Genomic DNA, 12,696 nt, shown 5'->3' with positions numbered 1-12,696 from the left:
CGAAATAAAGCCGAAAATCAGCAAAAAAAGGGTTATAAAACAAAAAAAACATCTCAAATTAGCCAAAAGTAGACATTGACAACAACAAACCCAGCTATGAATAATCAGGCAAGTTGTACGACGACGTATAACACCAATAATAATCACAAAAAACAGGTTCAGCATGAAGCTATCAATCCGCACTCCCCATCTGTCGCTTGTTCGCATCACTCAATTGCACCGCCCGATACTGGCGAATTTCAGCCTGGCGAATTGCGCCCAGTAGCTGTCACTCAACCCCAAAAAAACTATCCGCACCCCGAACCGGCTCGCACTTATTGCCTGTAGAACAGCCCTGCGCGCGGTTTCGATGACGGATGCAACTCGGTCACACACTGGAGCAAAATAATAATGACTGCACGCAACGCCCTCTCTCTTGCTGTACTCAGCGCCATCGGCGCAGCTGCACTGCCACTGAGCAGCCAGGCTGCTGGTTTTGCAGATGATGCCAAGGTCAACTTTGGCCTGCGCAACTTCTATATCAACCGTAATTTCACCAACCCGGCTTACCCGCAGGGCAAGGCTGAAGAATGGACCCAGAGTTTCATTCTGGATGCGCGCTCGGGCTTCACCGAGGGCACGGTCGGCTTTGGTGTCGACGTACTTGGCCTGACCGCGATCAAACTCGATGGCGGCCGCGGCACAACCAGAACCGGTTTGCTGCCAGTGCATGATGACGGTCGCCCGGCGGATGATTACGGCCGCCTTGGTATTGCCGGCAAGGCGCGTATCTCGAAGACCGAATTGAAGATTGGTGAGTGGATGCCGGTGCTGCCGATTCTGCGATCCGACGATGGTCGTTCGTTGCCACAAACCTTTCAGGGCGGGCAACTGACCTCCAGCGAAATTGCTGGCCTGACCCTTTACGGCGGCCAGTTCCGTGGCAACAGCCCACGCGATGACGCCAGCATGGACGACATGACCTTTGGCAAAGGCGTTTCGGACCGCTTCAATTTCGGCGGTGGTGAATTCCGCTTCAACGAAGACCGCACAATGATTGGCGTCTGGGGCGCGGAACTGAAAGATGTGTACAACCAGCAGTTCTTCAATCTGGTGCACACCCAACCGGTGGGCGACTGGACGCTGGGCGCCAACCTCGGCTACTTCATCGGCGGCGAAGACGGCAGCGAACTGGCCGGCAAGATGGACAACAAAACCAGCTCCGGCCTGTTCTCGGCCAAGAGCGGTTCGCACACCTTCTACCTCGGCCTGCAGCGAGTCAGCGGTGACAAGTGGATGCGCGTGAACGGCACCAGCGGCGGCACCCTGGCGAACGATAGCTACAACTCAAGCTACGACAACGCCGAGGAACGCTCCTGGCAGGTCCGTTATGACTTCAACTTCGCAGGCCTCGGCATTCCCGGCATGACCCTGATGAACCGCTATATCAGCGGCGACAATATCAAGAGCGGCGCAGTTGATGACGGCAAAGAGTGGGGCCGCGAAACCGAGCTGGCCTACGTCGTCCAAAGCGGCGCATTCAAGAACCTGTCGATGAAATGGCGCAACAGCACGATTCGTCGTGACTTCAGCACCAGCGAGTTCGATGAAAACCGCCTGATCTTCAACTACCCGCTGCCGATTCTGTAACACCTCGCGTGACCTCCTCCACGTAGCACTTTACCCGCCCTAGAGGCGGGTTTTTTTATGCCCGAAATTCACTGAGCGATACCCAAGCGAGTCGCTCAGGTATACGCCGCAAAGACATGCGTCGCAGTGCAAGCCGCCCGCAACCAACAGCGGATAGCCCTGCCCCGTCAAAACCCTGGATGAGATAAACAGCGCGCAGCGAATCAAATCGCACCAGCAAGACAGACCTTGGCGGCCTTGAAGACGCTGGGCCAGAACAGCCCAGCGGTATTACAAGCAACTCAACGGGTGTTACTGAGCGCCTTGGGCATCGATCAGAGCAGCCAGCTGCTCGTATTCCTCAGGCAGCAGATCCGTCAGCGGAGCGCGAACCGGGCCAGCATCGAAGCCTGCGATTTTGGCGCCGGCCTTAACGATGCTCACCGCGTAGCCTGCACGGCGGTTGCGGATATCCAGATACGGCAGGAAGAAGTCATCAATGATCTTGCCAACGGTGGCGTGATCTTCACGGGCGATTGCGTGATAGAAATCCATCGCGGTTTTCGGGATGAAGTTGAACACTGCAGACGAATACACAGGTACGCCCAATGCCTTATAAGCAGCGGCGTAAACTTCGGCAGTCGGCAGGCCGCCCAGATAGGTGAAGCGATCGCCGAGACGACGGCGGATCGACACCATCAACTCGATATCACCCAGGCCATCCTTGTAACCGATCAGGTTCGGGCAACGCTCAGCCAACTGCTCCAGCAGCGGCGCAGTCAGGCGGCAAACGTTGCGGTTGTAAACCACCACGCCGATTTTCACTGACTTACACACCGCTTCAACGTGAGCGGCAACGCCTTCCTGACTGGCTTCGGTCAGGTAGTGCGGCAGCAGCAGCAAACCTTTGGCACCCAGACGCTCGGCTTCCTGAGCGTACTGAATCGCCAGACGGGTCGGGCCGCCGACACCGGCCAGAATCGGCACACCGCCGTCGCAGGTATCAACAGCTGTCTTGATAACAGCAGAGTATTCATCAGGGGCCAGCGAGAAAAACTCGCCGGTGCCGCCTGCAGCAAACAATGCAGACGCGCCGTATGGCGACAGCCACTCAAGACGACGCGCATAAGTGTCAGCACGGAAATTGCCGGCAGCGTCAAAGTCGGTCACCGGGAAAGACAACAGACCGGAAGAGAGGATGGACTTCAGTTCTTGTGGATTCATTATTCGAACACCCTGAAAAGCGAGTTGTGATGGGAGTAGTTCAGCTCATGCTGTAGTCATACGTTATCGTACAACTATAAATAAAACCATACCTGTCGTCTTGTAAATTGATATGTAGCCGGCAACGTGCATAGCTACAGCACACGAACGTCTGCGAAATATTGCTTAAAAAGCATGAAATAGACGGCCTTAAGCCACTTAACCTCAGCCAAACTCACAACCACAGCAATCCACTCTTTACGCTACAGGCGATGAAATACCTGCTTGCGATGACATCGCATCGTTGACAAGCGGGTTTCGAGATGTTGATAATCGAGCCAAGTCATACGACAACGTATAACACTAAGAACAACAATCGAATTACAGGCCCTGCTATGCCATTTTCATCACAGGCCCATCCGCACCTCTGCATCCGGTGCGGCGTAAAGTTGACCCGCACCAGCCTCTCAGCTGATGCCACTGCCCCATTTGCTACAGCCAATCAACTGCCACAGATTAGCAACCGCGCCCTCCCTTTCCATGCGGGGAGTGGCAGCCATGCGTGATTGCAAAAGCCCTATCGTCAGAACCATGCAAGTGATCCCTGTAGCGGGACACGACAGCATGCTGCTCAATCTCTGCGGCGCCCATGCCCCATATTTCACCCGTAATCTGGTACTGCTGACCGACAACGACGGGCGTACCGGCATCGGTGAAGTACCTGGCGGTGAGGGCATTCGTCAGGCACTGGAGCGCTGCCGCTCGCTGGTTATTGGCCAGCCGGTGGCACGCTACAACTTCATTCTCAACAGCCTGCGCCGCAGTATTGCCGGACGCGACGGCAGCGGCCCGCAGACCACTCAGCATCAGGTAACGTCTGAGTCCGAAGCCGCTGTGCTCAAGCAGCCGCACGAAATCAATCTGCGCCTCGACAACGTCATCACAGCAGCAGAAGCCGCCCTGCTCGACCTGCTCGGCCAGCACCTTGGTGTGCCGGTAGCCGAATTGCTCGGCAGCGGTCAGCAGCGTGATTCGGTGCCGATGCTGGCCTATCTGTTTTACATCGGTGATCGCAACCGCACCGACTTACCTTATCTGAGCGGCGATGACAGCCAGCACAGCTGGTATCACCTGCGTCATCAGGAAGCTCTGACACCGCAGGCAATTGCCGATTTGGCCAGCGCCGCACACGCACGCTATGGCTTTAAAGACTTCAAGCTCAAAGGCGGCGTGATGCGTGGCGCGCAAGAGATGCAAGCTGTAGCGGCAATCAAGGCGCGCTTCCCTGACTCACGCGTAACACTCGACCCGAACGGCGCCTGGTCATTGGCTGAGGCGATAGAGGTTTGTCAGGGCCAGAACCATATTCTGGCGTATGCCGAAGACCCATGCGGGCCTGAAAATGGTTTTTCCGGCCGCGAGATCATGGCTGAGTTCAAGCGTGCCACCGGCATCCCGACGGCAACCAACATGGTCGCTACAGACTGGCGCCAGATGGGCCATTCGCTGCGCCTCGAGGCGGTGGACATTCCACTGGCAGATCCGCACTTCTGGACCTTGCAAGGCTCGGTTCGGCTCGCGCAGATGTGCGAAGAATTCGGCCTGACCTGGGGCTCACATTCGAACAATCACTTCGATGTTTCACTGGCCATGTTCACCCACGCCGCTGCCGCAGCACCTGGCCGTATCAGCGCAATCGACACCCACTGGATATGGCAGGAAGGCCAGGAACGTCTGACGCGTGAGCCGCTGCAGATTGTCGGCGGCGAAGTGCGTGTTCCGCAGAAACCCGGCCTCGGTATCGAGCCCGATATCGACCGGATCATGCAGGCGCACGAGCTGTATCAGCAAGTCGCCAGCGGCGCCCGCGATGACGCCATGGCCATGCGCTATCTGGTGCCTGGCTGGCAGTACGACCCGAAAAAACCGAGCCTGGGCCGCGAGCCAGCCCTGTGAATCAGGCTCACGCAACACTGCTCCACGGTGACATTTAGCACGAGCAAGAAAACACCTAATAAACACAAAAAACCAAGCTGTAGTTCTGGAGAATGACAATGAAAAAAACACTGTGCGCCTCCCTTATCGCCTCCTTTCTTTCGCTCACTGCTGGCGCAGCTGTTGCGGCTGATGCAGCAAACTGGCCGACTCGCCCAGTGCAGGTTGTGGTAATCGCCAATGCTGGCGGTGACACCGATTTCAACGCCCGGATGATGGCCAAGTACTTCACCAAGGTCACCGGCAAGTCGATGGTCGTGACCAACGTCGCCGGCGGTGGTGGCACGCTGGCAGCCGAACAGGTTAAAGGTGCAGCCGCAGACGGCAACACCATCCTGTTCACCCACACCGGCCAGCTGATTGTTAACGAAGTGGCAGGTTTGAGCGAAGACAGCTACGACGCATTCGATATCTCCTGCATCGCCGGCGTCGATAAAGGCGCGGTGTTTGTATCGGGCAAAAGCTCGGGTATCGACACCCTCGATCAGCTGATCACTAAAGCCAAAGCTGAGCCCAACACCATCACCTACGGCACAGAGATGGGCAGCTTTTCCCACCTGCAAGGTCTGATGTTCGAGAAACTTTCGGGCACCGATCTGAAGCTGGTCGACAGCGGTACCGTATCGGAAAAAATCGTTGCCCTGCTCGGCAAGCGTATCGATCTGGGCGCCATCAGCTACGGCTCGGTTCAAGACTACGTGACCAGCGGCAAGATGAGCGCACTGGGCCAGCCAAACGAAGAGCGCAACGCCCTGCTCGGCGACATCAAGACCTTCAAGGAACAGGGTGTTGATCTGGTGATCGACAAGCCTTACGTGGTGGCCTTCCCGAAAGGCACAGACCCGGCAATCGTCGCCAAAATGGCGGACGTGATGAAGCAGATCACCGAGCAACCGGAATACGCCGAAGAACTGAAAAAATCCTTCAAGCAACCGGTCAGCTACTACGGCACCGAAGAAGCCAAGGCAATCCTGAGCAAGAGCCGCGACACGTACATGCAATTCAAGGATGAGCTGCGTCAAACCAAGTAATCCCGCAACACGCCGGGTGCGCCCGAATGGTGAGCGCCCGGCTGCTCTGTCCTGACGATTAAAGAGGATCCACCATGGATACCTGCAAAAGAAACGAGTTGCTGATTGGTCTGGCGATGCTCGGCGCCGGCCTGGGCTACTTGTTCATGACCCTGCAATTGCCGAGAAGAGGCTTCGTCGATTCAGCCTTCGTGCCTTACATCCTGTCAGCCGTTTTGTGTCTGCTGGGCGTTCTGCAACTGCTGGCCTGGAAAAAACTGCCTAAGCCAACCGCAGGTGCAGCGGTTGAAAAAGAGTCGATTGATTACCTCACCGTTATTAAAAGCTTCGCCTTGGTCATCATCTACGTGGCCCTGCTGGAAACCGTTGGTTTCCCGATCATGACCGCCCTGTACCTGTATGTGCAGTTCCTCGTATTGACCCCTCTCGATCAGAAAGCCAATCACCTGCTGTATGCCGGTATCGCGCTGGTGTCGAGTGCGTCGATTTACTTCCTGTTCCGCGAGAGCTTCGATCTGTTGCTGCCCGCAGGCTTACTGAATTTCTAGGAGACGGCGATGATTGAACTCCTGCAACAAGGCTTCGGCGCCGTATTCTCGCCCTATATATTCGTGCTGATCACCCTGGGCGTCGCCGTCGGCATCGTCTTCGGTGCAGTGCCCGGCCTTTCGGCCACCATGGCCATCGCCTTGTGCTTGCCGCTGACCTATACCATGGGCCCGGCTGCCGGCTTGTCGCTGTTGGTTGCACTGTTTATCGGGGCAACCTCTGGCGGACTCATATCGGCGATATTGCTCAATATTCCGGGAACGCCCTCATCGATTGCGACCACCTTCGACGGCGCGCCAATGATGCGCCAGGGCCTGGGCGTTAAAGCCCTGGGACTTGGCGTGGTGTTCTCGTTTCTGGGGACTATTTTCAGTATTGGTGCACTGATGTTCATTGCCCCAATGCTGGCCGATATTGCCCTGAGTTTTGGCCCGCACGAATACTTCGCGATTGCCGTTTTCTCGCTCACGCTGATCGCCACGCTGTCCACCGGCTCCCTGGTAAAAGGCTTGTTTGCAGGCGCGCTGGGCTTTGCTTTCTCAACCGTCGGCATCGCCCCGGTTGAGGCCGTACGACGCTTTACCTTTGATCACCCGAGCCTGAACGGCGGCTTTGCCATGCTCACGGTGATGATCGGCATGTTCGCCGTGGCCGAGGTGCTCAAGTTTGCTGAAAAAGGCCGCTCGGCTGATCGCGCCAAGCCGCAGAACATCAGCATGAAAGGCATCAAGGGTTTCGGTTTCTCGATCAAGGAATTCATCTTCCAGATCCCTAACGCCACGCGTTCAGCCCTGATCGGTGTTGGCATCGGCATTTTGCCGGGTATTGGCGCCGGCACCTCGAACATCGTCTCGTACATCGCCGCCAAGAAACGTTCAAAAACCCCGGAGATGTTCGGTAAAGGCGCACCAGAAGGCGTGGTTGCCAGTGAAACGGCGAACAATGCCGGTATCGGTGGCGCGATGATTCCGCTGCTGACTCTGGGCATTCCGGGTGACACCACCACGGCGATTCTGCTGGGCGGTTTCATGATCCATGGTATTCAGCCAGGTCCGTTGCTGTTCCTTACACAGGGCGATTTGGTCTACACCATTTTCGCGGCGCTGCTTCTGGCCTCGGTGTTGATGTTGTTTCTCGAATTCTTCGGCTTGCGCATCTTTATCAAGCTGTTGTCGATCCCCAAGCACATCTTGCTGCCGATTATTCTGGTGCTCTGCGTGGTCGGTGCGTTCGGCCTCAATAGCCGGGTCTTCGATGTCTGGGCGATGATGCTGTTTGGTTTGCTTGGCTACGGATTCGTCAAAGGCGGCCTGCCAATTGCCCCGTTCATTATTGGTTTCATCCTCGGACCGATGGCCGAAACCAACTTGCGCCGTGGCCTGATGTTGTCTGACGGCAACTTCATGGGCTTCCTCAGCAACCCGATTTCCGCAGCCTTCCTGGCACTCGCGGCGCTGTCAGTGTCCTGGCATTTGGTTACTGCACTGCGCGGCAAAAAAGACGGCGTTGCTCAGCTTATGAGCAGCTAAGCGCTCAACCTCTGCGCAGTTCTTCAATTTGCACCCCAACCCTGCTGTGACAACGCCCCAACGTTGTTACAGCACGGGCAACGCTGCCCTTAAAAACGCTACATCCACGGGAGAATCAGCATGCAAGACCTGAAAAACAACACGTCTGGTGATGATGATCAAATTGCCTGGGTTCGCGTCGCTTCGGTATTTGTGCCGCTCGCCAATCCCATCAGTGACGCCAAAGTTCTCACAGGCCGGCAGAAGCCGATGACCGAGATCGCCATTCTGGTGGTCGAAATCGAAACCAAAGACGGTCATCGTGGCCTTGGCTTCAGCTATTCAAAACGCGCAGGCGGCCCCGGCCAGTTTGCCCATGCCAAGGAACTCGCTCCGGTACTGATCGGAGAAAACCCCAGCGACATCGCCAAGTTATGGGACAAGCTGTGCTGGGCGGGCGCTTCGGTCGGTCGCAGCGGCCTGGCAACTCAAGCCATCGGCGCTTTCGACGTGGCCCTCTGGGACCTCAAAGCCAAGCGCGCCAACCTGTCACTGGCTCGCCTGCTCGGTGCCCATCGCGATTCTGTGCAGTGCTACAACACCTCGGGCGGCTTCCTGCACACCCCGCTCGAGCAGTTAATGATCAACACCGATATCTCACGCGAAAAAGGCATTGGCGGCATCAAGCTTAAAGTCGGCCAGCCCGATCAGGCGCTGGATCTGCACCGCGTCAGCAGCATCCGCAAACACCTGGGCGACGCCTTCCCGTTGATGGTCGACGCCAACCAGCAATGGGACCGGCCAACCGCCCAGCGCATGTGCCGCCAACTGGAACAGTACAACCTGATCTGGATTGAAGAGCCGCTCGACTGCTACGACGCCCAAGGCCACGCCATGCTCGCGCAGCAGTTCGACACACCAATCGCCACTGGCGAAATGCTCACCAGCGTTGCCGAACACTGGGAGTTCATCAAACAGGGTGGCGCCGACTATCTGATGCCGGATGCGCCGCGTATTGGCGGCATCACGCCTTATCTGAAAGTCCAGGCTCTGGCCGAACACAACGGCCTGATGATTGCGCCGCACTTCGCCATGGAACTGCATATCCACCTAGCGGCCACCTACAGCCGCGAGCCCTGGGTCGAGCATTTCGAATGGCTTGAGCCGCTGTTTAACGAACGCATGGAAACCCGTGATGGCCGCATGCTCGTGCCAACCCGGCCAGGCCTTGGCTTGTCGCTGAGTGAACAGAGCGCACGCTGGACCGCACAGGAATTCACTGCGGGCAATCGCCCGTAGCGCCCACACCTGCCGGTTGCAGGCGGCCAGTACCAAGCGCAACCGGCAGCACAGGAGACCGCGATGAGCCTCGCTACAAGCCCCGAATTTATTCGCCGTATCGAAAGCATCGTCGGCAGCGCCGGACTGGTGCAAGACCCCGAGCGCATGCACAGTTATCTGGTCGACTGGCGCAACGCCTACACAGGCAATGCGGCATTGATCGTCCGCCCGGCCAATACCGAAGAGGTCGCGGCGGTGGTGCGCCTGTGCCATGAGGCAAACGTCGCACTCGTACCGCAGGGTGGGAACACCGGTTTATGCGGCGGCTCGATCCCCGATGCAACCGGCCAGCAAGTGGTGCTGTCGCTCACCCGTATGACGCGCATCCGCGAGATCGACCCGGCCAACGCGACCATCACGGTCGAGGCCGGAGTCATTCTGCAGCAGTTGCAACAAGCCGCCAGCGAAGCTGGGCGTCTGTTCCCGTTGTCGCTGGGTGCCGAGGGCAGTTGCACAGTGGGCGGCAACCTCGCGACCAATGCGGGCGGAACCGCTGTTCTGCGTTACGGCAATATGCGCGAACTGACCCTGGGCATAGAGGTTGTGCTGCCTGACGGGCGAATCTGGAATGGCCTGCGCGGCCTTCGCAAAGACAACACCGGCTACGACCTCAAGCACCTGTTTATCGGCTCGGAAGGCACGCTCGGCATCATCACCGCAGCTGTACTCAAGCTGTTCCCCGCCACCCACAGCATGGCCACTGCCTGGGTTGCCCTGCCCTCTCCAGAAGCGGCGATCGAACTAATCAGCCATATTCGCGGAGTCTGCGCCGATCGCCTGACCGGCTTCGAGATGATGTCGCGGCAAAGCCTGGAGTTTGTCTTGAGCCATGTCTCCGGTTGTCGTGACCCGCTGACCAGCGAGCAACCGTGGTATGCGCTGATCGAGTTACGCGACACGATCAGCGATGCGCCTCTCACCGAGCTACTTGAAACCTGCCTCAGTCACGCATTTGAACAAGGCTTGGTGGTCGATGCGGTGATCGCCAGCAATGACAGCCAAGCCGCCGCATTATGGGGCCTGCGCGAGGGCATTTCAGAGGCGCAGAACCATGAAGGGCCGAGCCTCAAACATGACATCAGCGTCCCGGTGAGCCAGATACCCGCGTTTATCGAGCGTACGGATAAAGCCCTGCAAGCCAAGTTCCCGGGCGTGCGAATCGTCTCGTACGGGCACATTGGCGACGGCAATCTGCACTACAACATCAGCAAACCGGTGGGCGCCGACGATGTTGCATTCAAGGCCAACGAGCTGGCGATCATGGATATCATTTATCAGAAGACCGGCGAGTTTAACGGCAGCATCAGCGCCGAGCATGGCCTGGGGCAGTCAAAGCCAGCTGCGGCGGTGCGTTTCAAGGACCCGCTGGAAATCGAACTGATGCGTGCGATCAAACGCACGCTGGACCCAACCGGGCTAATGAACCCGGGCAAAGTATTTGCCGCCGAACAATAGCCGCTCATGCGCGTGAGCATCTGCGACGGCAAATGCTCACGCGCTGTCTGCTGGCTTTGCGTATGGAGAAATCAGGCGTTCAGGGCTTCGGCTTCGGCCGCTTCGTGGGCCTGACGCAGACGTTCGCGGCTGTTGGTGAGGTGCAAACGCATGGCGGCGCGTGCTGCTTCCGGGTCCTGACGGGCAATCGACTCATAAATCTGCTCATGCTCACGACCCAGACGCGCCATGTAATGCGCCTGATCATCATGGGCAATGCTCGCCGAATTGACGCGGGTACGCGGAATAATACTGGTGCCCAAGTGCATCATGATATCGGTGAAGTAGCGATTACCGGTGGCCTCAGATATCAGTAAATGAAACTTGAAGTCCGAAGCGACAGCGTCACCGGTCTGTGAGGTGGCATCTTCCAGCGCATCGAGCGCTTCGCGCATTCCTTTGAGCTGCTCGTCACTGCGGCGCTGCGCAGCAAGACCGGCTGACTCGACCTCAAGGCTGATACGAAACTCAAGCACCGCCAGCACTTCACGCAAGGTGACGATAGTCGCCGGATCAATGCGGAAACCGCTGGGGCTGGGGGTGTCGAGCACGAAAGTGCCGATACCGTGGCGGGTTTCAACCAGACCGGCCGCCTGCAGGCGTGACAAGGCTTCGCGCACAACTGTGCGACTCACGCCCTGAGCCTCCATGATCGCCGACTCGGTAGGCAACTTGTCGCCACGCTTGATCAGACCCTCACGAATCTGCTCGGAGAGTTCGGCAACCAGCTCTTGCGCAAGACTGCGATGCTTGCGACGAGTACGCGGCGGCGGAGTCTGAGTATCCATAACGGCTTATATTCTCAACATTAATTGTGGGGTTAAGCATATCGCAGCAGTCGTACGATGACATCATTAAAAAGGCATCATTTATTATAAATAAAGGACATTCTGCGTAATACGAATCAGCTACAGGGCAATAAAGACGGGCAATACTGCAAAGATGCCATATTCACAGGTGATTACGATATCAGACGATAGAAGTGGTTTCTGCGCAGGTCGATCATCTGCCAGAGGCCAGACCGAGTAATAACCTAACCGCTATCCCCGGCCCTGCGGCAACAACTTGAAGCAGCTAATTAAAACCCCGGTTTGCGCAGATATCCGCTGCGCACTCTCGGGGCTGGATTCATCGCATAAACCTGCGAATGAGGCCTGTTATCTTATGTGCGGGCAATTAACGATTGCCTCCGCGATCATCGCCTGGCTCACCGGCCGCATGTAGTCCACGGTCATCGCCGACTTCTCCTGCGGCGTGCATACCACGGTCGTCACCAACGTGCATGCCGCGATCGTCGCCTACATGCATGCCGTGATCGTCACCGGCCTCGCTGTGGTTGCCGTGGTCATCTCCGGCTTCAGAGTGATTGCCATGGTCATCACCGGCCTCATGCCCGGAATGATGACCACCACCATCATGGCCACTGTCGTTTCCTCCATGACCTCCGCCACCACTTCCGCCGCCTCCACTGCCACTCCCTCCGTGGCCTCCGCCACCGCTTCCGCCGCCTCCACTGCCACTTCCTCCGTGGCCTCCGCCACCACTTCCGCCGCCTCCACTGCCACTTCCTCCGTGACCTCCACCACCGCTTCCGCCGCCTCCACCGCCGCTACCGCCCTCCTTTGCATAGGCAGTTGAGTAACCAGTCATGCTTAACGGGGCAATGGCTGCCGCGCCCACCAGCAATGCGCAGGCTGATAGAGCCAATACTTTCTTGTTCAGGTTCATGAATACGCACCTCATTAATGATGTAACGAGCGCAAGCCAAGCCGAGGGAGCCTTGAGGCCCTCGGGCTGGTTACTTAAATATTGCAACATTTGCCGCAAACGCACCGGAATTAGACCAGTGGTGGTGAATGCATACCTGACTAACGAAGTTTCTGCAGGCCGCGTCAATAGTGACCTCAGCGCGTACGCGGGGGGATTCGCATTTCGTGAAAGGTCAAGTTTTAGGCGCAGTTTGCAAA

The 12,696-nt window shown here is 57.4% G+C and carries 11 protein-coding genes; 7 read left to right on the top strand and 4 right to left on the bottom strand.

The features are described 5' to 3' along the window. Positions 1-390 precede the first annotated feature (390 nt). Complete coding sequence (locus FEZ62_RS12225; RefSeq protein ID WP_090512837.1) at positions 391-1,629, top strand: OprD family porin; 1,239 nt, start codon at positions 391-393, stop codon at positions 1,627-1,629. A gap of 291 nt (positions 1,630-1,920) precedes the next feature. Here the strand turns inward: FEZ62_RS12225 and kdgD are convergent, their stop codons facing one another. Beyond that, complete coding sequence (gene kdgD, locus FEZ62_RS12220; RefSeq protein ID WP_172927812.1) at positions 1,921-2,832, bottom strand: 5-dehydro-4-deoxyglucarate dehydratase; 912 nt, start codon at positions 2,830-2,832, stop codon at positions 1,921-1,923. 537 nt (positions 2,833-3,369) lie between these two features. On the opposite strand from kdgD, the gene FEZ62_RS12215 reads away from it, so the two are divergent. From FEZ62_RS12215 to FEZ62_RS12190, 6 genes are all read left to right on the top strand, one after another. After that, complete coding sequence (locus FEZ62_RS12215; protein WP_242454948.1) at positions 3,370-4,767, top strand: enolase C-terminal domain-like protein; 1,398 nt, start codon at positions 3,370-3,372, stop codon at positions 4,765-4,767. A gap of 98 nt (positions 4,768-4,865) precedes the next feature. Next, a complete protein-coding gene (locus FEZ62_RS12210) occupies positions 4,866-5,837 on the top strand; it encodes a tripartite tricarboxylate transporter substrate binding protein (protein ID WP_069900414.1) in 972 nt (323 codons plus the stop codon). Between the two features lie 74 nt (positions 5,838-5,911). Further along, on the top strand, positions 5,912-6,385 hold the full coding sequence (locus FEZ62_RS12205) for a tripartite tricarboxylate transporter TctB family protein (RefSeq protein ID WP_150548594.1): 474 nt from the start codon (positions 5,912-5,914) through the stop codon (positions 6,383-6,385). A 9-nt stretch (positions 6,386-6,394) separates the two neighbouring features. Then, complete coding sequence (locus FEZ62_RS12200; RefSeq protein WP_069900416.1) at positions 6,395-7,915, top strand: tripartite tricarboxylate transporter permease; 1,521 nt, start codon at positions 6,395-6,397, stop codon at positions 7,913-7,915. A gap of 120 nt (positions 7,916-8,035) precedes the next feature. Next, positions 8,036-9,193: a mandelate racemase/muconate lactonizing enzyme family protein gene (locus FEZ62_RS12195; RefSeq protein ID WP_150548593.1), complete on the top strand. Its 1,158-nt coding sequence runs from the start codon at positions 8,036-8,038 to the stop codon at positions 9,191-9,193. Between the two features lie 63 nt (positions 9,194-9,256). Continuing rightward, positions 9,257-10,690, top strand: a complete 1,434-nt coding sequence (locus FEZ62_RS12190; RefSeq protein ID WP_172927811.1) for an FAD-binding oxidoreductase — start codon at positions 9,257-9,259, stop codon at positions 10,688-10,690. A 71-nt stretch (positions 10,691-10,761) separates the two neighbouring features. Here FEZ62_RS12190 and FEZ62_RS12185 read toward each other — a convergent pair whose 3' ends face one another. The 3 genes from FEZ62_RS12185 to FEZ62_RS20925 form a co-directional block, all read right to left on the bottom strand. Further along, complete coding sequence (locus FEZ62_RS12185) at positions 10,762-11,517, bottom strand: FadR/GntR family transcriptional regulator (protein ID WP_090512856.1); 756 nt, start codon at positions 11,515-11,517, stop codon at positions 10,762-10,764. Between the two features lie 388 nt (positions 11,518-11,905). Next, entirely contained in the window at positions 11,906-12,037 is a 132-nt protein-coding gene (locus FEZ62_RS20930) for a hypothetical protein (RefSeq protein WP_345940443.1), read from the bottom strand. Next, positions 12,028-12,333 carry a hypothetical protein gene (locus FEZ62_RS20925; RefSeq protein ID WP_178115933.1) on the bottom strand — a complete coding sequence of 102 codons (306 nt, stop codon included), beginning with the start codon at positions 12,331-12,333 and terminating at the stop codon, positions 12,028-12,030. The genes FEZ62_RS20930 and FEZ62_RS20925 overlap by 10 nt, the downstream gene beginning before the upstream one ends. Positions 12,334-12,696 lie beyond the last annotated feature (363 nt).

This window comes from Pseudomonas sp. MS19 (assembly GCF_013277615.1).
Taxonomy (GTDB): Bacteria; Pseudomonadota; Gammaproteobacteria; order Pseudomonadales; family Pseudomonadaceae; genus Aquipseudomonas; species Aquipseudomonas marincola.
Note: the sequence above shows the minus strand (reverse complement) of the source record. Positions and strands in the feature narration are given on the sequence as shown.